Annotated in this window: 20 protein-coding genes; 12 read left to right on the top strand and 8 right to left on the bottom strand. The window is 52.5% G+C overall.

Features of this window, described 5'->3' with window-relative positions; translation table 11 throughout:
• Positions 1–11 precede the first annotated feature (11 nt).
• Positions 12–2369 (bottom strand): TonB-dependent receptor, encoded by a 2358-nt coding sequence (locus D4L85_RS27125; protein ID WP_119757250.1) that lies wholly within the window; start codon positions 2367–2369, stop codon positions 12–14.
• 176 nt (positions 2370–2545) lie between these two features.
• Here D4L85_RS27125 and D4L85_RS34995 point away from each other — a divergent pair, with 176 nt between their 5' ends.
• Entirely contained in the window at positions 2546–2671 is a 126-nt protein-coding gene (locus D4L85_RS34995) for a hypothetical protein (RefSeq protein ID WP_257791770.1), read from the top strand.
• Between the two features lie 58 nt (positions 2672–2729).
• On the opposite strand, the gene D4L85_RS27130 is transcribed toward D4L85_RS34995, so the two are convergent.
• From D4L85_RS27130 to D4L85_RS34535, 4 genes are all read right to left on the bottom strand, one after another.
• Positions 2730–3368, bottom strand: a complete 639-nt coding sequence (locus D4L85_RS27130) for an outer membrane beta-barrel protein (RefSeq protein WP_119757251.1) — start codon at positions 3366–3368, stop codon at positions 2730–2732.
• A 673-nt stretch (positions 3369–4041) separates the two neighbouring features.
• A complete protein-coding gene (locus D4L85_RS34530; protein WP_160144029.1) occupies positions 4042–4212 on the bottom strand; it encodes a hypothetical protein in 171 nt (56 codons plus the stop codon).
• A 33-nt stretch (positions 4213–4245) separates the two neighbouring features.
• Positions 4246–4539 (bottom strand): YtxH domain-containing protein, encoded by a 294-nt coding sequence (locus tag D4L85_RS27135; RefSeq protein ID WP_228450646.1) that lies wholly within the window; start codon positions 4537–4539, stop codon positions 4246–4248.
• 296 nt (positions 4540–4835) lie between these two features.
• Positions 4836–4973, bottom strand: a complete 138-nt coding sequence (locus D4L85_RS34535; protein ID WP_160144030.1) for a hypothetical protein — start codon at positions 4971–4973, stop codon at positions 4836–4838.
• A gap of 401 nt (positions 4974–5374) precedes the next feature.
• Between D4L85_RS34535 and D4L85_RS27140 the strand changes: the two genes are divergently transcribed.
• From D4L85_RS27140 to D4L85_RS27180, 8 genes are all read left to right on the top strand, one after another.
• Entirely contained in the window at positions 5375–6382 is a 1008-nt protein-coding gene (locus D4L85_RS27140; protein ID WP_119757252.1) for an amidohydrolase family protein, read from the top strand.
• Positions 6382–6999 carry a hypothetical protein gene (locus D4L85_RS27145; RefSeq protein ID WP_119757253.1) on the top strand — a complete coding sequence of 206 codons (618 nt, stop codon included), beginning with the start codon at positions 6382–6384 and terminating at the stop codon, positions 6997–6999. The genes D4L85_RS27140 and D4L85_RS27145 overlap by 1 nt, the downstream gene beginning before the upstream one ends.
• 67 nt (positions 7000–7066) lie before the next feature.
• Positions 7067–8098, top strand: coding sequence for an oxygen-dependent tRNA uridine(34) hydroxylase TrhO (gene trhO, locus D4L85_RS27150; protein WP_119757254.1), 1032 nt, complete (start codon positions 7067–7069; stop codon positions 8096–8098).
• 230 nt (positions 8099–8328) lie between these two features.
• A complete protein-coding gene (mog, locus tag D4L85_RS27160) occupies positions 8329–8865 on the top strand; it encodes a molybdopterin adenylyltransferase (protein WP_119757256.1) in 537 nt (178 codons plus the stop codon).
• 15 nt (positions 8866–8880) lie between these two features.
• On the top strand, positions 8881–9861 hold the full coding sequence (locus tag D4L85_RS27165; protein WP_119757257.1) for a M23 family metallopeptidase: 981 nt from the start codon (positions 8881–8883) through the stop codon (positions 9859–9861).
• Between the two features lie 97 nt (positions 9862–9958).
• Positions 9959–10909, top strand: a complete 951-nt coding sequence (locus tag D4L85_RS27170; protein WP_119757258.1) for a hypothetical protein — start codon at positions 9959–9961, stop codon at positions 10907–10909.
• A gap of 5 nt (positions 10910–10914) precedes the next feature.
• Complete coding sequence (locus D4L85_RS27175; protein ID WP_119757259.1) at positions 10915–13596, top strand: CHAT domain-containing tetratricopeptide repeat protein; 2682 nt, start codon at positions 10915–10917, stop codon at positions 13594–13596.
• A gap of 332 nt (positions 13597–13928) precedes the next feature.
• Positions 13929–14582 (top strand): protein-L-isoaspartate(D-aspartate) O-methyltransferase, encoded by a 654-nt coding sequence (locus D4L85_RS27180; protein WP_119757260.1) that lies wholly within the window; start codon positions 13929–13931, stop codon positions 14580–14582.
• A gap of 291 nt (positions 14583–14873) precedes the next feature.
• Here the strand turns inward: D4L85_RS27180 and thrC are convergent, their stop codons facing one another.
• Genes thrC through thrA form a run of 3 tightly spaced genes read right to left on the bottom strand, consistent with a single transcriptional unit; the run spans position 14874 to position 19656 of the window.
• Positions 14874–16178, bottom strand: a complete 1305-nt coding sequence (thrC, locus tag D4L85_RS27185; protein WP_119757261.1) for a threonine synthase — start codon at positions 16176–16178, stop codon at positions 14874–14876.
• 53 nt (positions 16179–16231) lie between these two features.
• On the bottom strand, positions 16232–17161 hold the full coding sequence (locus D4L85_RS27190) for a homoserine kinase (RefSeq protein ID WP_119757262.1): 930 nt from the start codon (positions 17159–17161) through the stop codon (positions 16232–16234).
• 47 nt (positions 17162–17208) lie between these two features.
• Entirely contained in the window at positions 17209–19656 is a 2448-nt protein-coding gene (gene thrA, locus D4L85_RS27195; protein WP_119757263.1) for a bifunctional aspartate kinase/homoserine dehydrogenase I, read from the bottom strand.
• Between the two features lie 423 nt (positions 19657–20079).
• Between thrA and D4L85_RS27205 the strand changes: the two genes are divergently transcribed.
• From D4L85_RS27205 to D4L85_RS27215, 3 genes are all read left to right on the top strand, one after another.
• Entirely contained in the window at positions 20080–20607 is a 528-nt protein-coding gene (locus D4L85_RS27205; protein WP_073131180.1) for an acyl-CoA thioesterase, read from the top strand.
• On the top strand, positions 20604–20990 hold the full coding sequence (locus D4L85_RS27210) for a hypothetical protein (protein WP_119757265.1): 387 nt from the start codon (positions 20604–20606) through the stop codon (positions 20988–20990). Before D4L85_RS27205 ends, D4L85_RS27210 begins: the two co-directional genes overlap by 4 nt.
• A 155-nt stretch (positions 20991–21145) precedes the next feature.
• Positions 21146–23317 (top strand): sodium-translocating pyrophosphatase, encoded by a 2172-nt coding sequence (locus tag D4L85_RS27215; protein ID WP_119757266.1) that lies wholly within the window; start codon positions 21146–21148, stop codon positions 23315–23317.
• Positions 23318–23339: the final 22 nt, after the last annotated feature.

The following is a 23339-nucleotide window of genomic DNA, read 5'->3' on the forward strand; positions in this document are numbered from 1 at the left end:
CAAGTAATGTCTTAGAATTTAATGTTATAGGTAACCGAAGGAAGTATGGGAAAAAGATATACCATACGGGTCTCTTTGGTGTAGCCATCGCCCGTGATGTCGCCGTCTTTGTTTTGGGTCACACGGGTGTAGACGGTGAAAGGATTCTGGCGGTTGTAGGCATTATAGATGGCAAACACCCAGGTACCTTTCCACTTGCGCGTTTCGTTTTTCTTGGGTGAATATGTGGCCGACAGGTCCAGGCGGTGGAAGGCGGGCAACCGGTAGCCGTTGCGTTCGGTCACGATATCGGGGTTGTAGGTTCCATATTGATATTTGCCCTCCGGTATGGTGATGGGCCGGCCGGTGCTGTAGGTGAAGGTTGCGCCAAACGTCCAGCGGTCGCTGTAGTCGTAGGCACCTTGAAGATTCACCACGTTGCGGCGGTCGTAGTTGGCGGGGAACTCCACGCCCTGGTTCACGCCGGGTATTTTGCGCATGGTCTTCGACCACGTATAGCTTGCCGATCCGGTGAACCTCCCCTCCTTTTTGTTCAACATCAACTCCAAACCATACGACCAGGATTTCCCTTGACGGAATTCGGTCGACAGGTTTTTATTGAAGAAGATGTCGGCATTGTCGGCAAAATCCGTCACGTCCTTCATCTTCTTATAGTACGCCTCCGCAGAAAACTCAAGCATATTGTCTTTGAAGTTCTGGAAGTATCCGGCCGCCACCTGGTCGGCAATCTGCGGGTTCAGGTAATAGCCGCTGGGATTCCAGGTGTTGAAGGGAACGGGCACCGTGCCGGAGGCAATGAGGTGCGTGTTCTGCACCATACGGTTATAGGAAACCTTGATCGACTGCCCGTCCTGCAACATGTAGCGGGCGGCCAGACGCGGCTCGAGGTTCACGAAAGTCTTTACGCTTTTCCAAGCTTTGTAATGCAACGTATCGACCGGGTCGGGTTGTGTGCGGTTTTGCGGATCGTTGTAAAGATAAACATCGGACGGGCCCATGTTTTGGAAGATCGACAAACGCAAACCGTAGTCGAGTGTAACGCGGTCGCTAACGCGCTGCTGGTTGCTCACATAGATACCGTGATCCAGCGCATACATGTGGTCCAGGCTGAGTTCCTCGAACATGGAAGCCTCCGAATTAGGCACGATCTTGCCGGGCGAGAACCGTCTGCCGGTGATGTGATAGCCGAACGTGAGGTCGTTGTTGGTGTTGATAAAATAGGACAGGTCTTCCTTGACGCTCAACTCCTCCAGGTTCGAGGTCCATTTCAAGCCTTGCACCGGGTCCTTCAGTTCCAGTTTGTAGTCAAAGTTACTGAGGATGACAGACGTATTGGAGAACAGCCGCTCGTTGAACAGGTGGTTCCACCGGAAGGTAGCCGTGCGGTTGCCCCACGCAAAACCGAATTGGTTGGCGAAGTTGAACACGTCGCGGCCGTTGTAGAAAGCCAGGAAGAAGCGGTTGTTGTTATTATACTTCCAGTTCACCTTGGCGTTGATGTCATAAAAGTGAACCAGGTTGTCGTTGTTGGCTGCTCTCAGAAACAAGTCTACATACGACCGGCGGGCCGACACGATGAACGAGGCTTTGTCTTTCACCAACGGTCCCTCTACCATTAAACGGCTCGCCATAGTGCCGATGCCTGCCGTGACGCCCAGCTTCTTGTTGTTCCCATCCTTGGTGCGCACCTCCAGGATCGATGAAAGCCGGCCGCCGAAACGCGACGGGATACCGCCTTTATAAAGCTCAGAGTCCTTGATCACATCGGCGTTGAACACGGAGAACAGCCCGAACAAGTGAGAAGGATCGTAAATGGGTGCCTCGTCGATGAGGATCAGGTTCTGGTCGGCGCTGCCCCCACGCACATAAAAGGTCGATGTACCCTCGCCGGCCGAGATCACACCGGGCAGCATCTGGATGTTTTTGATAATATCTACTTCGCCAAACAAGGCGGGCAGCTTGCGTACGCGGTTCATGTCCAGCGTGTTCTTGCTCATTTGCAGCGACACCACATTCTCGTCAACACGCTTGTCGGTGACAGTGACCTCCTGCATCACCGTAGTCTCGCTCAACATGTCCACATTGCGTTCCACATCACCCTGAAGATCGACGGTGACGATTTGGGGGGCGTAGCCCACATAGCTGAATTGGATTTCGTAGGTACCTTTAGGAAGGGTCAGGGAATAAAAACCGTACGGGTTGGTCACGGTGCCTGCGCTCATTTTCGGGATGTAGACCGTAACACCGATAAGTTCCTCACCATTAGAGACATCGCGTACATAACCATTGAGGGTAACTTTTTCCTGGCCGAGGGCCACAACGCTGATGAGAAAGAAAACGGCAAAACTTAAACTAAAACTTCTAATCATTGGGTAATTGGGTTGGTTTTGTGTTTCAGACAACCGACCCCTTCCTTACCCCTATCGGAAAAGAAAATAAATTGGATCGTCCCCGAAGCAGCACCTCTTCTGACGGATATGCGCACAAATAGTTACTTTTGAGGCGCATTAATTACAATCTTGTCACAAAATCACCCAAAAATTTAATGTTTCGAAAGTTAAGAGAACTTTACCGGGAGTATAAACCGTATGTGCGGGTCGATCTCATTATGTATGGTGTGCTGATCCTGGCGATCATCTTGTACTTTATCTTTGCCAGTGCTTTTGGATAATGATCTACCCGGATCCTCGCTCAACTTCAAGCCTCTTATTTAACAATACCTTCCCACTTTATCGAAGTGGATAGTTCACCCCCACCAACAACGCGAGCGAACTGTGTTTCGCATACCTCGCATACGGATCGAAGACGACGCTGTGGGTATCCACCGTTCCCCAATTTCCCTGGGCACTGATCTTGATAGAGACAACATTCGTCATGGGTATATACAGGGCAGCGAAACCCGCGAGACCAAAATCGAGTGGATTGCCATTGTTCAGGTTGACATTGGTATAGGGGCCGGGGCGGTGCGTGGACGCGATGATGAGGCGCTCGCTAACCCGGTAGGAAACATACAGCCCCGCGCCGATCTGGTATTTGATGATGTCCCCAAAACGATGCGACAACTGCAGCGGAAGTGTGAGGTAAGCATAATTCAACCGCGTCTTCGAACTGGCATCCACCGAGACCGCACCCTTCTGCTCGTAGTACAAGCCCGTGGTAATGTGATAAAACGTTGAAAGCCGATAGTTCAACCCCAAGCCCGCGTTCACCGACAAGCGCTTGCCGGAAAACTGATCCGGACCGCGACTTCCCGTTCTCACATACGACAGCGACGGTCCCGCCACCGCCTCCAACTCCAGGCGTTGCGACAAGCCCTTAAAAAAGGAGAACGCAAACACCATCGTAAAAAAAACACATCGAGTTTTCATAGGGCAGCTTCATTTTTCAATCGATCACCCAAAAGAGAAAAGCGCGTGACCATTTGGTCGCGGCTACTCGTGCAAACGAATCCTCCTGAAAAATAATACTTGTCCCGATAGCATTTTCGCAAAAATCACCCCAGCTGGGGAGTGCGTAATCAATAAAAAAGCCGTCATAAAAAGTCCACACCCTTCGGACATAAATCTTCAAAATTGCATCTTGTCACTACGTCACGCCACGCCCCACTTGTTGGTGTCCCACCAACAAGTTTTTCGGACACAAGGTCACAAATCCACCCCTGGTCGTTACGTCCCCCAACCCCAAGCATCCCCCTCTTGAACCACACGCTCAATCACGACCAACAATACATTTCACAAAAAAATCACAAAAAAAAGAGCCGTCATCAAGGCGGAGATGACGGCTCGTAACCGAAGGGAAAATTTTTGTTGGATGCTTAAAAGCAGATCGCTCTACTTTGCGCACCGCGCTTCTTCACATGCTTGAAAGATATTTTCGTATACCTTTCCCACGTTCCCTCCGAGTTTCTTTTACAAGAGAGGATATTCAAAATCGTTCAGACGTCTTGCGTTGGCCGCCAGCACACTAGGTGAGGGAAAGCAAGGCATACGTCAATAACAGTCCGGCTGCAATTCTTAGTAGTGTTTTCATCGTCCCGGGTCATTAAAAGGTTCTTAATATCTTCATCAGATCAATGATCTCCTGCCGGCTCTTCCCGACACGGTGCATCAATTCTTCATCTTTTTTTGCGTTGGCACTGATCTGTGTTGCCGGCTGTGCGGCTAACGTGCCGGACAGAGATGGCTTAAAAGCATTCTTCAACAATCGCTTCATAGAGAGGGTAGGATTTGGAGCGTGAGAAAATATTTAGAGTTTGATATTTTCTTTTAAAGAATCGATGGCCGTCTTGCCGTTGCCGGCATAGCGTTCTATTTTTTTGTTGTAGCCTTTACGCAGGCTGTCCAGGTAGTCGGTGGCCATGTCGAGAGCTTCCTGGCTATATTTTTTTGTTTTTTTCTTCAACTGTTTGCGTGTAGCGCTTCCGCTGCTGGGGGCAACCAGCAAGCCCGTGGCGGTGCCAATGGCCGTTCCCAGCAGGAACGCGCCCACTACTTTCATGGTGGTATTGAGGGTGATTCCGTTTTGATGTATCAGTTTCATGGCAATAATGCTTTTGTTCAATACTTTCTGCCGGAGAGAACACAAATAATAATGCCAAGCCGTTGCGGTTTTTCATAAACAACTTATCATCAATATTTTATAGTGAATTAAAGCAGGTTTACAGGAGGTATCCCACGGGAAAAAATTCCACAGATTGTTGATTATCCTTGCAGAATTGCTCAAAACCTTACACACATCCGCAAACAAAAAAGCCCCGCCGATGAGGACGAGGCTTGGCCAGTTTCTCTTTTTATCAGGCGCTTCCTTTCGGTGAGCGCCGACCCTTACGTACCAACTTACCGGGAGTTGGAACGTTCGAAGGGACTCTCATCGCCTTTCTGTTTTGGAAAAAGGATCTTACTCAGTTTGTAAGCGATAACGATGAATACACCGTAGGTAAGCACCGCGCAAAAGACAATCAGAAGTGGGTTCATGGAATAGGGGTTCTTATGCTTATGCGATAACGAAAATTGATGCCAGCGGAAAAACCGATCGCCGTTAACAAATCAAAAAGTAATCTTTAAGCAAATAAATATGCCCTCCCTGTCTATGCCAGAGTGGTTTTTGGGAGCTGCTGCTTTTTTTGATGAAAGAAAAACCCGCGCGTTGGCCTGCGTTGAAAAACCCAATTCGAGAAATTTGATACCTTTTCAGCAGGCCATTCTTCCCAGTACGGGAGCATCCAACCAAGATCAACCCTGCCTAAGCCGCTTCGACCAACCCAATTCAACTCGTGAACCGAGTATCCGACGGGTTGGCCGGTCCTGAGTCGCTGCGCTTTCCCATTTGACTACAGTCAAAATTCTTCGATATTTCGAAATTCATTAACCTTTCCATGCTGAAAATCGACAGTCACACGCACATCCTTCCCAAAAAGCTACCGAACTGGAGTGACAAGTTTGGCTATGGTGACTTTATCTACGTGCAGCATCACAAACGCGGCTTTGCCAAAATGATGCGGGGCAACCAGTTTTTCCGGGAGATCAAGGAGAACGCCTGGAACCCTGAGCTGCGCATCCGCGAGTACGAGAAGTTTCACACCCAGGTGCAAGTGGTCTGTACCATACCCGTCATGTTTTCCTATTGGGCCAAGCCCTTCGACGGGCTGGAGGTCTCGCGCTTCCTGAACGACCACCTGGCCGAATTAATAGTGAAGCATCCCAAAAACTATTTGGGCCTGGCCACCATCCCCATGCAGGACACCGAGCTGGCCATCCAGGAACTGGAGCGGAGCAAAAACATCGGCTTGAGTGGCGTGCAGATCGGGTCCAACATCAACGACCTCAATCTGAATGAAGAACGTTTCTTTCCCATCTTCGAAGCCTGCGAAAAACTCGGTATGGCCCTGCTGATCCACCCCTGGAACATCATGGGCGAAAAGAACATCCAGCGCTACTGGTTGCCCTGGCTGGTGGGCATGCCGGCCGAAACCTCGCGGGCCATCTGCTCGATGATCTTTGGCGGAATTTTTGAAAGACTACCAAAGCTGCGCGTTAATTTCGCACATGCCGGCGGCTCCTTTTTGTCGACGCTGGGACGGATCCAACACGGCTTTGATTGCCGTCCCGACCTGGTGGCCATCGACAACAACGTGCCCCCAAAAAGCTACCTGGGCAAATTCTGGGTCGACAGCGTGACACACGATCCGCTCATGCTCGAATATGTGCTGAAACTGCAAGGCTCGAAACGGATCACCCTGGGCTCGGACTATCCCTTTCCTTTGGGCGACCTGGAAATTGGAAAGTTCATAGAAGAAATGAAACTTGACCCCGGAATAACTGAAGACATTTTTAACCGGGCCGCACTGGAGTGGCTCGATTTGCCAAAAGAAAGATTTATCTGATGCGTTACACCCTCCTACTCCTATTGACCGCCCTCGCCTTCCAAACCAGTTTCGCACAGAGCAAAGTGGACGAATACCTGATGCAGCAAGAGCAACTGAAAAAGACCCTGCTCCTGCGGGAACTCGACAGCGGTGTTTATTTCATGGACGACGGCGACTACGTGGCGGCCGACGTCAAATTTCAGTACGTGCTCGACCACATCAAGAGTGTACCCTCCGACCTCACGTTCTTCTTTGGAAAGAATTCATTCTTTCTCGGCAAGTACAAACAGAGCATCGACTGGCTGAACAAATACATTCAACTGAAAGGCACCAATGGCCAGTATTCCCAGGAAGCTGTGCAATGGCAGAAAAAAGCGGAAACCGAATACGTCAAGCAAAAAACGCAAGACCCCAAAGTAGTGGGCAACATTCTTTCCACAAACTACGACATCGACTGTGGCCCCGGGGGGAAAGTTACCTGCCCGGTTTGCAAGGGCGAACATGTGGTGGTGAAGAAGGCCGCCTTTGGCAACACCTATAAAACGTGCGCCTACTGTGACGAGCATGGGTGGCTCACCTGTGCCGAATACAACCTGCTGCTCCGCGGACAGCTCAAACCCAAAAATACGGAGTAAACCGCGTTTTCCGCTTTGACGGAGAAGCGTTACCTTTGCCGCCGATTAACCTGCAATTAATCGCATCATGGCATTGTATAACCGCGTAAACGGCCGCGTCCTCAAGGAGAAAATGCGCGCCGAGACCCAGAAACGGGTCACCATTTCTTTCTATAAATACCACCACATTTCCGACCCCGCCGTCTTCCGCGACCAGCTTTACCTGGGCCTGGAAGCCATGGAAGTACTGGGCAGGATCTACGTGGCCTCCGAAGGCATCAATGCCCAGATCAGTGTCCCCGAGGAAAAGGCAGAAGCGTTCCGCGCCTATCTCTACAGCATCCCTTTCCTGGACAACGTCCGCCTGAACATCGCCGTGCAAGACGACGGCAAATCGTTCTTCAAGCTCAAGATCCTCGTCCGCAAAAAGATCGTAGCCGACGGCCTCGACGACAGCACCTTCGACGCCTCCAAGACGGGTGTCCACGTCAATGCCAAAGAGTTCAACGCACTGGCCGAAGATCCCAACACCATCATCGTGGACATGCGCAACCACTACGAAAGCGAAGTGGGCCACTTCAAGAACGCCATCCTTCCCGACGTCGATACATTCCGGGAAGAACTGCAATTGGTAGAAGATCTCATGAAAGAGCAGAAGGACAAAAACCTGCTCATGTACTGCACCGGCGGCATCCGCTGCGAGAAGGCCAGCGCCTGGATGAAACACCAGGGCTTCAAAAATATTTTCCAGCTCAACGGCGGCATCATTGAATACACCCGCCAGGTGAAACAGGAAGGCATCGAAAACAAATTCATCGGCAAGAATTTCGTCTTCGACGAACGCCTCGGCGAGCGCATCACCGACGACATCATCGCCGTCTGCCACCAATGCGGCCAACCCTGCGACGACCACGTCAACTGCAAAAACGACGGCTGCCACCTCCTTTTCATCCAATGCAAAGCCTGCGCAGAAAAATACAACCAATGCTGCAGCGAGGAATGCCAACACATCCTCACCCTCCCCGAGGAAGCCCAAAAAGAAATCCGCAAAGGCGTGAACAAAGGACGCCAGGTCTTCAAAAAAGGACGCTCGGAAAATATCCTGTATAAACCAGAATAGAAACTTCGCTAAGCGTATCACGTCATAGCAAAGTCTCCCGCCTCGGGGACTTTGCTATTTTTAAATGTGCCGTGGTTGCTAAATAGGCCAGATTGAATGCGGCGGGGAATCTCCGAGCAATCCAAGTCCCCGAGGCGGGAGACTTGGATTGGGGCATGTCTGACCTCCTTGGGGTACTCACCACCCACGACCGCCATCAGTCTTGAATTTTTCTGTATTTTACCCCCCCAATGAAACCCAACCCCATCGCCCGCATCGGCATTATCAACGTCTCGGACCGTGCCAGCCAAGGCATCTACGAAGACATCCCCGGCAAGGCCATCGTTGAAACCCTCACCGAATACCTGACCAGTCCCTGGGAAAAAGAATACGCCGTAGTGCCTGACGAACAGGACATTATCGAGCAAACCCTCATCGACATGGCCGATGTGAAGGAATGCTGTCTCATTATTACATCCGGGGGAACAGGACCCGCGCTGCGCGACGTGACTCCGGAGGCCACGGAAGCCGTCTGCAACAAGCTTATGCCTGGCTTTGGGGAGCTGATGCGAGCAAAAAGTCTTACATACGTGCCAACGGCCATTCTTTCGCGCCAGACCGCCGGCATCAGGAACCGAACTTTAATTGTAAATTTGCCAGGGAAGCCAAAAGCCATCCGGCAATGCCTGGAGGCCGTCTTTCCGGCGATACCGTATTGCATCGACCTGCTGGAGGGACCATTCATCGAGTGTAATGATCAGATAATTAGGGTATTTAGACCCCACTAATTAAATTACGACTTTATGGCACGCATCAAATACTACTACGACACGGAAACGTGTAAATATGAGCGGGTAAAGACCCGCACCAGCGATGTTGTTTTAAATGCCTTGGGACTGCTGTCCCTGACGGTTGCCATGGCCGTAGGTCTGCTCATCCTCTACAGCAACTATTTCGAATCTCCCAAAGAGCTCATCCTCCAAAACGAAGTGAAGGAGCTCGAATTCTACTACGAAAAAATGACCAAGGACGTAGAGTCCCTCAGCGCCATCCTCGACAACGTGGAGCACCGCGACGATAACATCTACCGGGTGGTACTGGGTGCCGAGCCCATCGAAAAATCCATCCGCCATGCCGGCGTCGGTGGTGTCGATCGCTACGCTGAATTGAAAGAAAAAGACTTTTCGCGCAAAGAGATTGTCCTGAGCCTGAACCAAAAAGTAGACCTGCTCCGCCGCAAGCTCTACATCGAATCCAAGTCCCAGGACGAAGTAGTGTCCCTGGCCGAGAAGAAAGAAAAACTCTACGCCGCCATCCCCGCCATCCAGCCCATTTCGAACAAACAGCTCGTAGCGATCGCTTCCGGTTTCGGATGGCGCACGCACCCCATCTACAAGGTAAAGAAAATGCACACCGGTATCGACTTTGCTGCCTCGATCGGTACTCCCATTTATGCTACGGCCGATGGCACCGTGGCCGTGGCCGAAGTGAAGTTTAGCGGCTATGGCAAGATGGTGGAAATCGACCACGGCTTTGGCTACCGGACCCGGTATGCGCACATGCACGATTTCAAAGTGCACCTCGGCCAAAGCGTGAAGCGTGGCGACCTCATTGGCTTTGTAGGCAACACAGGTCTGTCTACGGCGCCGCACTTACACTATGAAGTGTTCATCAAAGGCGCCCAGGTGGATCCGGTGCACTACTTCTACAACGATCTTTCTGCCGCCGAATACGAAAAAGTGTTGGAGCTTTCTTCGATCGAAAACCAGTCGCTGGGCATGTAACCATATTTCTGTCGCCTGACAAAGGAAACCCGGTGTGTCGCACATGCCGGGTTTTCTGTTTTTTAGCCTACCTTCGTTGAATCGTAATTCTTGTCTCATGTCCAGGCTGTTTACCCGATCGCTCACGCCCCTCTTTGTTTTCTTTTTTTTATCCCACGCATGGTCGCAAGGCTGTAGCGATGCCGGCTTTTGCACCATGGGGGCGATGAAACCCGACCAACCCTACAGCAAAAAGATCGCGCTGAAGCTGCGGTCGATGGAGATCAACTTCTACCGGGGCACCACCACACTCACACCCATCGTTTACGTGGCCACAGCCGATCTCAATTTCAGCCTCAATACAAAAACATCCTTCCAGGTGAAGCTCCCCTACCAGGCCGTGAAAGGCAGGCTGGCCACCACGCAGGGCTTGGGCGATATTTCACTTTGCCTGACGCGCAATATTTTTACGTCCGAAAAGTACGACATCAACTTTTCCGTTGGCGGCAAGCTCCCCACCAATAACTCCAACAAGCACGACAACGAAGGCAACCCGTTGCCCATGTACTACCAAACCAGCTTGGGCACCTACGATTTCATCACAGGCATTTCCTTCATCAGCCGGAAATGGCTCTTTGCCACGGGGGTTCAGATCCCGTTCAACCGGAACGGCAACCAGTTTCTCTGGTCCAACTGGAACCCCGACAGTTCCCCCGATGAATTAGCCTACGTACATGAATATTCGCCGGCCAAGGAACTGCGCCGTGGCACCGACGTGATGCTGCGCATTGAGCGAAGCTTCCGGTTCTCGCGACTGAACTTCACGGCGGGCCTGCTGCCCATCTACCGGATCTATCACGACGAATTCACAGACGCCACCGGCCAACGCGTCCGCCCCGATGGCGGCATGGGATTGGCCTTGTCTGCCACGGGCACGGCAGGCTACAGTTTCAATGTGCGCTCGGGCATCAAGCTGTTGGTAGCGCACAAGATCGTTAACCGCGAATACAGAGGAGACGGTCTCACCCGCGAGTTTGTGACTACGTTCGGCTACTACTATCGCTTCTGATCGCCATGAAAAAATACTTATTGCTGCTTATCTTCTTCGGTACCGGGTCGTTTGCCGTGGCGCAGAAACTGAAGACCATCGATTCGCTTTTCTTTGACTCGCGCTATGACCAGGCATTGCCGGTGATCGAAGCCAGTTTAAAAACGGCGCGCACGGCCGAGGAACGTTCCATCCTCGAAAACAAGAAAGCGGAAGCGCTGATCCGCGGCGGAAAATTCGCGGAAGCGGAAAAACAATTGAAATTCCTTGCCGCGCAACCCGCGTCGGCCTATCAGCAGGCCATTACACAAACGAACTACGGCTTACTGTACCTGTACCAGGGTCGAAACGATCTCTCGCTGGAGGCCCTTCAAAATGCGTTACAGGACTTTGAGAAAGACCACAAGGAAAACACGCTCGATGCCGCATTGGCGTTATCGCATTTGGGCAACCTGTATCGCACCACGGGCAAATACGCCCAAGCCGAAGAACACCTGGCCCGCGCGTTGGCCATCCGCCAAAGCTACCTGCGCGAAGACAGCGAATGGATTGCCGCCTCTTACAATGACCTGGGACTGATCTACAGCATTACCGATCCGGACAAAGCTTTATCCTACTACGAAAAGGCATTGACCATTTATCAGAAGCTCCACGGCAAGGACCATCCCAAGATCGCCCTCACCAACACGAACACGGGTTTCGTCTACCGGCAAATGGAATTGTATGGCGATGCCGTGAACAACCTGGAGTCGGCCTTGAAGACCTGGGAAAAGATCTATCCTCAACCCCACCCTACCAAAGCCTTTGTGTTGTTCAGCCTTGGCGAAACGTATTTGAAAATGGGCGATCGCAAAGCGGCCCAGGGATACTACGATCGCGCCCTGGCCATGTACGAGAGCAGCTATGGCAAAAAGCACCCCGAGCGCGCCTCTGTGCTCAACGCCATGGGCAACCTGAAACTGACCGACGGCAAATTCAACGAAGCGCTGGCCGACTACCAGCAGGCCATGCAAGCCAACGTCCGCGGCTTCGAAAGCAGTGACCTCCACCAGAATCCGCCGCTGAAAGATTTCTACAACGGCAACACGCTGCTGTATTCGCTCATCGACAAGGCCCAGGCCCTGGAGGCACGCTACTATGGAAAAACACTAAAGCTCACGGAGATGGAGCTGGCCGTAGAAACCCTCCAACGGGCCGACTCCCTCATCGACCGGCTGCGGCAACAGATCACCAACGAGAGCGACAAGATCGCCCTGGGTGCCGTGGCGAACGATATCTATGCCGCCGGGGTGCGCATTGCGCAGGAAACCAGTGTGATTGCCTTGCACAAAAAGAAATGGCAGGCCCTGTCGTTCTATTTTGCCGAGAAGAGCAAGTCGGCCGTGTTGCTGGAGGCCATCTCGGATGTGAACGCCAAATCGTTTGCCGGCATACCCGGGGCGTTGCTGGAGGAAGAAAAGAGCCTGAAGTCGGCCATCGCGCTCACAGCCCAGCAACTGGCTCAGAAGCCCTCCGAATCGGAAGAGCGTTACTTGCGCGAAACCGCGTTCAACCTGAACCGCAGCTACCAGGCGTTCACCAAACAGCTCGAAGCCAAATTCCCGGAGTATTACAACTTGAAATTCAATACTGCGTCGCCCTCCATCACCGAGTTGCAATCGCGCATGGACCCGCACACGGCGATCCTGAGCTATTTTACGGACGACAAGAATCACCACCTCTACATTTTCCTGGTCACGCAAAAGCAGTTCAGCATTATAGACCACGCGGTGCCCAAAGAATTTGACAAGTACATTACCGGGCTGCGCAACAGTTTATTCTTTAACGAGATCGAAACCTACAAGACGGCAGCGCACGCGTTGTCCGCCCTGCTCATTCCGTCGCGCATTCCCACCGGCATCACCGACCTCGTGGTGCTTCCCACGGGGCGGCTAGGCATCATTCCCTTCGAAACGCTGGTGACCACAAAAATAAAGCCTACCGATACCTACGCCACGCTCCCCTACCTGTTGAAGCGTTACGCCGTGCGATATGAATTTTCGGCTTCCCTTATTTTACAGAAGGCCGCCATGAAGCCGCCGGCCGAAGCTTCCATCTTTTTATGTGCGCCGGTCACCTTCAATCCGCAAGATCACCTGGCCGAACTTCCCGGAACGGAATCGGAAGTGAACGCGATCTCAAAATTGTTTGGCTCGCGCAACTTCAGGAATGCCGTCTACACGCGCGATCAGGCCGATGAAAAGGTCGCCAAGTCGGACGCGTTGAAAAATTACAGCTACCTGCATTTCGCAACCCATGGGATAGTGGACGAAAACAACCCAGAGCTCTCCCGCATCTTCCTGCGCTCGGCCACGGGCACAGAGGACGGTAATCTTTTTACGGGCGAGATCTACAACCTGCAATTGAACGCCAACCTGGTGACGCTCTCGGCGTGTCAGACCGGGCTTGGAAAAATTTCAAAAGGCGAAGGCGTGATCGGATTGTCACGGGCGCTGGTGTATGCCGGCGCAAAAAATATCATGGTATCGTTTTGGAGCGTGGCCGATGAATCGACGGCCGAACTGATGCAGGATTTTTACAAAACCTTGTTGGAACACCCCGGCACAAACTTCAGCCAAAACCTGCGACAAGCGAAGTTGGATTTGCTGAAAACAGGCAAGTTTGAGTCCCCTTATTATTGGGCTCCTTTTATCTTGATCGGGTACTGATTTTGGGGATTTTTTATTCTGCCCGTACAGTAGTTTGTGCGGTTAACACAACTACTGTATGGTGCAGATAAAACACATGTGAACGCTATGGCAAAAAGGCTTTTCACTGTGTGGAGAGAAGGATAAAGTAAGGGCATAAGTTCGACTTTTCCTAAAGAATTTTTGAAACTTTGTTAACCCTGAAAAAATGGCTTTTTTGCGGGGCAAAATTTGAAGGAGCATGACATTTCTTCATTTCGGAAACGCTTCTTTTTTTAGTTAATTTACTGATTTACAGTGGTTTGAATTGTTATCCACAATCCATCCACAATCTGATTTTTTTTTGAGAAGGTATGTACGAAGACAACTACAGGCAGCGGGGATTGCGTCAAAAACTGGTCAAAAAACTGGCCGAAAAAGGCATCAAAGATGAGGCAGTTTTGGCGGCCATAAACCGCGTTCCGAGACACGTTTTTTTTGAGAATGCACTGCTCGATCACGCCTACCAGGACAAGGCATTTCCCATCGGCGAAGGTCAAACCATTTCACAACCCTACACGGTCGCTTTCCAAACCGAAAAGCTCGACATCAAGCCCGGCGACAAGGTGCTGGAGATCGGCACAGGGTCGGGCTACCAGGCTTGCGTTTTGCTGGAACTGAAAGCAAAAGTATACACGATCGAATACAACCGGAAGCTCTACGACACCGTCCGCGAGATGCTTCCATCGCTCGGATATAAACCTTACTTTTTTTATGGAGATGGCTCAAAAGGCCTTCCGCAAAAAGCACCCTTCAACAAAATCATCGTGACCGCTGGCGCCCCCGTTGTGCCGGCCGCGTTGACCGAGCAACTCGCCGAGGATGGGATATTGGTTATTCCGGTGGGCGATCGTGAAAAGCAGGTGATGCTTCGCATTCAAAAAAAGAACGGCAAGCTGGTGAAGGAAGAGTATGCCAATTTTGCTTTCGTGCCGTTGCTCGGCGAGCAGGGGTGGAAAGAGAAATGAAAGAGATGCTCCGAAATAAGTGAGCAGGTTGGAGCGATCAAAATGCGAGTACGCTCAGCGATGTAGAAAAAAGAGCACGACTGAATCGAGAATAATAAAACGAGAGTGGCTGAAAGAAGGATGGCAGACAGTTGACAAAAGGAGTAATCGCCTAAATTTTGCATCCACCAATCTTAACAGCCCCAAGCCCGTAGGGCTTTGTGTGCCGCATTTGGGGAGTCACATTTGGACGCTACGACTTGGAACGGACATAGTGCTTGACCAACTCCTTCAAAAAGAAAAATCAGATCGCTAAAACTTCGTTAAAAGAAAATCCTTGAACGCGGCAAACTCCTTCGTTGCAGGGATGGTTTTCTTTTTTCCCTGCATGAACTTCTGCAACGCCGGCGGGATTTCAATGTTGCGGCCTAAGGTGTCCTCCACCACTTCTTTGAATTTTGCCGGATGCGCTGTTTCCAAGAAGATGCCTGTCACGTTCTCTTTCGTCTCCTGCACATATTTCTTTAATCCCAGATAACCGATCGCGCCGTGAGGATCCATAATGTAGTCCTGGCCCGCGAAGACCGCGCGCATGGCCTGTTGTGTTTCTTCATCGGTGAAGGCATAGCCGCGAATGTCTTTGGAAAGGGCCTCGAAGTTCTTTCCAAACAACTCCAGCATGCGCACAAAGTTGCTGGGATTGCCTACGTCCATCGCGTTGCTGATGGTTTGCTTCGACGGGCGTGGACGAAACGTTTGCGTTTTCAAATACTCCGGCACCACGTCGTTGCTGTTGGTGGCGGCAATGAAGCGGTGTATCGGCAGGCCCATACGCTGTGCGAGCAACCCACCGGTGATGTTCCCAAAGTTTCCGCTGGGAATGGAATAGACCACGGGCTTTTTCAGCGACTGTACTTTCGCAAAGGAATAAAAGTAATAGAACGACTGCGGAATGAGTCGCGCGATGTTGATGGAGTTGGCCGAGGTGAGGAAGAATTTCTTTTTCAGATCGGCATCCAAAAACGCTTGCTTCACCAGGTGCTGGCAATCGTCGAACGTACCTTCTACTTCCAGGGCGGTGATGTTCTGCTCCAGGGTAGTGAATTGTTTTTCCTGGATCTCGCTCACTTTGCCGGACGGATACAAGACCACCACGCGCGTGCCGGGCACACCCAGGAAGCCATTGGCCACAGCGCTGCCGGTGTCGCCCGAGGTGGCGGCCAGGATCACGATCTCCTGGTGTTGCTGCTTTGCAAAATAGCCCAGCAACTGCGACATGAAACGCGCACCAAAATCTTTGAAAGCCAGCGTAGGGCCATGAAATAATTCCAGCGAATAGATCCCCTCCTCTACTTTCACCACGGGCGCATCAAATTGCAACGTGTGTTTTATGATACGCTGCAGTTCCTCCTTCGGAATATCATCACCAATGATGGCTTGTGCCACGGTAAAGGCCATGTCTTCGAACGACATCCCCGGAAGGGCATCAAAAAATGCTTTCGGCAACGCGGGGATATGCTCGGGCATATACAGTCCGTTGTCGGGTGCGAGGCCTTGCGTGACGGCCTGGCGGAGGTCTACTTTCAGGGAAGGGTTATTGGTGCTGTAAAATTTCATTCCTGTGTTTTAATGTTTACGAATGTTCCCATTCGAAGAGATTGGATTTCTTTCTAGGCGACGACGCGGGCGCCCGCATCGTTGATCTTCGAAACGAAGACGTCGCTCTTCAATTTCATGGACTCGAACTGTTGTTGCAGTGCCTTGCCTACGCGTTCGGCGATGCTGTACTCTGTGCTCAGCGAGAAGATCGTAGGTCCGGAGCCGGAAATACCACAGCCCAACGCGCCATTTCTCAACGACTCCGCTTTGATATTCTCAAAGCCCGGGATGAGCGCAGAACGAATGGGTTCGGCCACTACGTCGTGCAGCGAGCGCATGATCAATCCATAGTCGGGTTTCATCAGACCCACTACGAGGCCTGCAATGTTGCCCCATTGGGTGATGGCGTCCTTCATGGGAATGGAAGCTTTGAGTACTCTTCGCGAGTCTTCGGTCTTCAATTCAAGGTGGGGATGTACCAGTGTGCAGTAGAGGTTGGGTGGTGTGGGGATCTTGGCCACGTCCAGGGGGGCGTAACCACGGATCAACACAAAGCCGCCTAACAACGAAGGTGCCACATTGTCGGCGTGAGCCGAGCCACAGGCGATGCGTTCGGCTTCCATGGCAAAGGGCAGCAGTTGCTCGCGCGAAAGCGGGTTGTCGTACAGGTGGTTGATGGCCACCAACGCTGCCGCGGAACTCGCTGCGCTGGAGCCCATCCCGCTGCCCAGCGGCAACTTCTTGTGCAGCACGATCTCCGCGCCCTGCTCGCTGCCAATCGACTCCAGGAAGGCTTCTACGGCCACGCCCGCGGTGTTGCTGCTGGCGTGCAGGGGAAGTCTGCCCCCATCGCCGGTGATCTGTTTAATGACCACACCCGGCGTCGACGTGAGCGTGATGATCACTTCATCGGCGGGTGCTTCGACGGCAAAACCGAAAATGTCGAACCCGCACGATACGTTGGCGACGGTGGCGGGGGCTAATGCTTTTATGGATTTCATGGGTTGATCGGGGTCTTAAAGTTTGTTTGTGGTTAGCATGGCGATGGCTATTTGGCGTAGTGACCTATGCGGATCACATCGGCAAAAACTCCTGCCGCTGTCACCTCCGCGCCGGCGCCGGGGCCACGGATCACCATGGGGCGATCGTGGTAGCGTTCCGTCGTCAGCAGGATGATGTTGTCGCTGCCCGACAAAGAATAGAACGGATGTTTGCCCTCTACAGATCCCAGTTGGATCTTCACCACGCCGTTGTCCAGCACGGCCATGTAGCGCAACTTCTGATTTTTATCGGCCGCTTTTTTGCGCAGTGCTTCAAATTCAGCGTCGTGCTTTTCGAGGCGTTTCATGAACTCGTCGATCGAGATATCGCCCTGGCACGATTCGGGCACGAGGTTCTCCACTTTGATGTCGTTAAGTTCCATGCTCAGACCGGTTTCGCGCGAGAGGATGAGGATCTTGCGGGCCACGTCCATGCCGTTGAGGTCGTCGCGCGGGTCGGGTTCGGTGTAGCCTTTGGCTTTCGCTTCTTTCACTACGTCGCTGAATTTTGTTCCTTCCTCGAACGAGCTGAAGATATAGTTCAGCGTTCCACTCAACACGGCTTCAATGCGCAACACTTTGTCGCCGCTCAGGAGCAAGTCGTTCATGGTGTTGATCACCGGCAACCCGGCGCCGACGTTCGTTTCATAGAGAAATTTCGCACCGCGCTGAAATGCCGTCGCCTTCAATTTCTGGTATTCCTCCATCGAAGAAGAATTGGCTTTTTTATTCGGTGTCACGATGGAAATGTTCGCGGACAGGATGGCTTCATAAAAAGCGGTCACATCCGGGCTTGAGGTACAGTCCACAAAAATGCTGTTGGGCAGGTTCAGCGAAAGCATCTTGTCATAGAACGCTTGCATGCTCATGTGCTCTCCTTCTTTCACCAGCCTGTCTACGGCAGTGGTCAGCGTGAGGCCTTCTTCTTCAAAAAGCATCTTGCGGCTGTTGGCCACGGCGACCACATTCACCTCCAGCCGGTTCTCTTTGGCCAGCTTGGCAAATTGTTCGTTGATCATGGCCAGCAACGCTTTCCCGATCAACCCGGTGCCTACCAGGTACACGTTCAAGAGTTTGCGATCGGACAAGAAGAACGCTTCGTGCAAGGCATTCAGGGCCTTGGCAGCATCCACCTGCGGGATCACGGCCGAGATGTTACGCTCTGACGATCCCTGTGCGATAGCCACCACGTTCACACCGTTTTTCCCCAACGCACTGAACATACGCCCGCTGGTGCCGGGGCTATGCTTCATACCATCGCCCACGACGGCCACGATGGACAGATCGGTCTCCACGGGGATCTCGTCGATCTCTTCGTTGCGGATCTCGTATTGAAATTCTTTTTCGATGGCCACCTTGGCACGGTGGGCATATTCATTTTCCACCGCAAAGCAGATCGAGTGTTCCGACGACGCCTGGCTGATGAGGATCACGTTCACGTTCTCACGGGCCAGCGTCGCGAACAAGCGCATGGAGGCGCCCACGACACCCAGGAGTCCGCTGCCCTGCAAGCTGAGCAGGCTCACGCCGTTCATGGACGAGATGCCTTTGATCATTTTGCCGTTCTTCGACTCGGCGTGGATCACGGTGCCTTCGAAAGTAGGGTTGAAAGTGTTCTTTATCCAGATGGGGATCTTGTTCACCATAGCGGGTTGCATCGTGGCGGGGAAGATCACTTTAGCGCCGAAGTGTGAAAGCTCCATCGCCTCTTCGTAGCTCATCTGGGGCACGGTGAAGGCTTTCTTCACCTTGCGGGGATCGGCCGTCATCATGCCGTCGACGTCGGTCCATATTTCCAGGTCGGTGGCGTGCAGGGCGCCGGCAAAGATGGCGGCGGTGTAGTCGGAACCGCTGCGGCCCAGGGTCGTGGTCTCGCCACTTTCGGAGGTGGCTACAAAGCCGGTGATGATCTGGACGTCCTGGTGGTGTTTGAAGTATTCGGTGATCAGCTTGTTGGTTGTTTCAAAGTCAACCTTCGCATAGCCGAAGTGGCTGTCGGTGCGGATCACTTTACGGGCATCAAGGAATTCGGCGGCGTGGCCGCGGTCTTTGAAGGCCTCGGCAATGATGTAGGCCGACAGGCGTTCACCAAAACTCATCACATAGTCTAACGTGCGCGGTGTACGCTCTTTCACGAGGTAGACGCCGTGGAGCACGTCCTCCAGTTCGTTCATCATAAACTTGACCTGGGCGAGGATGCCGCTTTGACGCTGGATGTTGATGAGCTCGCGGACCGCTTCGAGGTGTCGTTTCTCCAGTTCGGCCAGCTTGGTTTTGTATTCCAGGTTGCCTTGCAGCGCGAGGTGACTCACTTGAATGAGATTGTCGGTGACTCCACCAAATGCCGAGAACACCACGGCAATGTCGCCCTTGAGGAGCGGTTTGACGATTTCGATAACCGACTGTATCCGGGCAGGAGTGGCAACCGATGAGCCACCGAATTTCAGGACCTTCATGTAAAAATTATGGTTTGAGATGATGATTTCAACTAGACTACTACGGTGACCAGTTCATCCAACTCCTGGAGGTGGACACTAATCGGCATGGCTGGGGTATGGAATCACGTACGGGTCACCCCGTAATGATGGTAATGGTAGAAATGGTAATGATGGAAGGGCAAGCCGTAGCAGCCTTTGTGATAAAGGAACCGCTGAAGGATATGGTGAAAGTCGCTTGCATTTTTTTGACGGACCGAAATAATGAAATGATCCACTTGATTGCAAAGTATTTTTTATGATTTTTGCACGAACTAACGGTTAGTAGTGCGTTGGCAACGTTTGAAATGAATTTCCGAAAACGTGCCGGCGGGTGTTCAAGCCTCAAAGTCTGCGCATCCCACCACTTCATCCGGTTTTTTGTTTCATTGCTTATCCTGATCCATGTCCCGCAAGAAAAAATTTCCCCGTGAGTCCTTCGTCAGCATGACGGAGCTTGTTTTGCCCAACGATACCAATACCTTGAACAACCTGATGGGTGGAAGACTCATGCACTGGATGGACATTGTGTCGGCCATTTCCGCACAGAAGCACTCCAACAGCACGGTGGTCACTGCCTCGGTGGACAACATTTCGTTCAAGCATCCCATTCGTCTGGGCAATGTCGTCACCTTGAAAGCCAAGGTGACGCGGGCCTTTAACTCTTCCATGGAGGTGCGCATCGACGTGGAGGCCGAGGATGTTCCCAACGCCCACAAGTTCGAGAGCAACGCCGCTTACTTCACTTTTGTGGCCCTCGATCCGCAGGGAAAAACGAGAGATGTTCCCGAAGTGGAGCCCGAAAACGACGAGGAACGCGCCTTATATGACGGAGCCCTTCGCCGCCGCCAGCTGCGCCTCATCCTGTCCGGCAGAATGAAACCATCCGAAGCCAAAGAACTCAAGTCCATTTTTGATATCAGCGAATCATGACCACCCCGTCGTCTGCTCTCGAAAGCCTTTACCAGGAAGAGCTCTACAGCCTGCCCAGTCCCGTTTTGTTCATCCTGAACCAACCGTGGGAAACCATCGCCGACCCCGACAAGACCGTGCTCACCAAAATGATCGGCGCCCTTCGCCTCTCCCTGGCGTCGGTGCGCATCATCACGCGCTCGGAATTCACCCTGGCCGACATCGCCGCCTATGCGCCCACGAAAGTGATCGCCTTGGGTGCCACCTTCAAAGCATCATCCGAACTCTATAAGTGCCTGTCCCTGGAAGGTGTCTCCGTTGTCGCCGGCGACGCCTTGCCCGTGCTGGACGATGTTAAAAAGAAGAACCTGTGGCTGGCCTTGCGACAGATGTTTGGCGTGTGACGGTGTGTGTTTGTACTTTTTTACATTAAGATACCGCAACGGGTACTGGACTTTTGCGGGTTTGCGTCCTTCTCCTATATTTGCGGTTCTTTAAAAATGTCATGGCGCCTAACCGCTTGATTTTTACGAAGTAAACTACATCCTAAATTATAAACATGAACAGTATTCTATATCTCATCCCGGCCTTTGGAGTTGTTGGGCTCATCGTTATGGCCATTAAGTCCGCTTGGGTCACCAAGCAGGACCCAGGAACCGCCACCATGCAGGAACTGGCTGGCTACATCGCCGACGGTGCCATGGCCTTTCTGCGGGCCGAGTGGAAGATCCTGGGCTACTTTGCCGTTATCGCCGCCATTCTTTTGGGATGGTCCGGAACGTTGGTAGCGGACTCTTCGCCGCTTATTGCCGTTTCGTTCCTGATCGGTGCCGTGCTTTCCGCCTTCGCGGGATACATCGGCATGAAGATCGCCACCAAAGCCAACGTACGCACTACGCAGGCCGCCCGCACCAGCTTGGCACAAGCCTTGAAAGTATCGTTCACCGGCGGCTCGGTGATGGGTATCGGGGTAGCCGGATTGGCCATCCTTGGCTTGGGAAGCTTGTTCATTGTTCTCTTCCAGATCTTTGTGCCGGAAGGCGCCGCCATCAACGGCATTGAAATGAAACGCGCCATCGAAGTCCTCGCGGGCTTCTCGTTGGGTGCTGAATCCATTGCCTTGTTCGCCCGCGTAGGCGGCGGTATCTATACAAAAGCAGCCGACGTTGGCGCTGACCTCGTGGGTAAAGTAGAAGCCGGTATCCCGGAAGACGATGTTCGCAACCCCGCCACCATCGCCGACAACGTAGGCGACAACGTAGGGGACGTAGCCGGTATGGGTGCCGACTTGTTCGGTTCCTATGTGGCCACCATCCTCGCCACCATGGTGTTAGGCCAGGAGATCGATGCCTCGGCCGATAAGTTCGGCGGCCTCTCTCCCATCCTGTTGCCCATGATGATCGCCGGTCTCGGCCTCATCTTCTCCATCGTGGCCACGTGGTTTGTGCGCATCAAACAAGAAACCGACAGCGTACAAAACGCCTTGAACATCGGCAACTGGTCTTCTATCATCCTGACGGCCATTGCTTCTTATTTTGCTGTCCACTATCTGCTCCCAGAAACACTGGTTCACCGCGGCACGGCGTTCACCTCCAACGATGTGTTCATGGCCATTATCGTCGGCCTCGTGGTTGGGACCTTGATGAGTCTCATCACTGAATATTATACCGCCATGGGCAAGCGCCCTGTGCTTTCCATTATCCGTCAATCCGGAACCGGTCATGCCACCAACATCATCGGTGGTCTTTCCGTGGGTATGGAATCTACCGTGTTGCCGATCATTGTTTTGGCAGCGGGTATCATCGTCTCTTTTGAATTTGCAGGCTTGTACGGTGTGTCCATCGCCGCCGCCGGCATGATGGCGACCACGGCCATGCAGTTGGCCATCGACGCCTTCGGTCCCATCGCCGACAACGCGGGTGGTATTGCTGAAATGAGCCAGCTTCCCGAAGAAGTACGTCACCGTACGGACAACCTCGATGCGGTTGGAAACACGACAGCCGCCACCGGAAAAGGTTTCGCCATCGCTTCTGCGGCATTGACATCATTGGCATTGTTCGCTGCCTTCGTAGGGATCTCCGGCATCACTGCGATCGACATTTACAAAGCTCCCGTGCTGGCCGGTTTGTTCATCGGCGGCATGATCCCGTTCATCTTCTCTTCGCTGGCCATTGCGGCCGTTGGTCGTGCAGCGATGGACATGGTGAACGAAGTGCGCAGACAATTCCGCGAAATTCCGGGTATCATGGAATATAAGTCCAAGCCCGAATATGAAAAATGTGTGGCCATCTCCACCAAAGCATCCATCCGCGAAATGATCGCTCCCGGCGCCATTGCCTTATTGGTACCCGTGATCGTAGGATTTACCTTCGGTCCTGAAGTGCTGGGCGGTGTGTTGGCTGGTGTAACGGTTTCCGGTGTGCTGATGGGTATGTTCCAATCCAACGCCGGTGGCGCATGGGACAATGCCAAGAAATCTTTTGAGAAAGGTGTGGAGATCAACGGCCAGGTCTACTACAAGAAGTCTGAGCCTCACAAAGCCTCTGTCACGGGCGACACGGTGGGCGATCCTTTCAAGGATACTTCCGGCCCTTCGATGAACATTCTTATCAAACTGACCTCTATCGTCGCGCTGATCATTGCGCCTCATATTTCGCACCACGATCACGCTGCTGCGAAGGCCGTGGAGACAAAGCCTGTGGTGGAGAAAGTCACTACGGTAGCCCCTTAAGCTTCGTACAACGCCTCAATGG

The organism is Chryseolinea soli, from assembly GCF_003589925.1.
GTDB classification, from domain to species: Bacteria; Bacteroidota; Bacteroidia; order Cytophagales; family Cyclobacteriaceae; genus Chryseolinea; species Chryseolinea soli.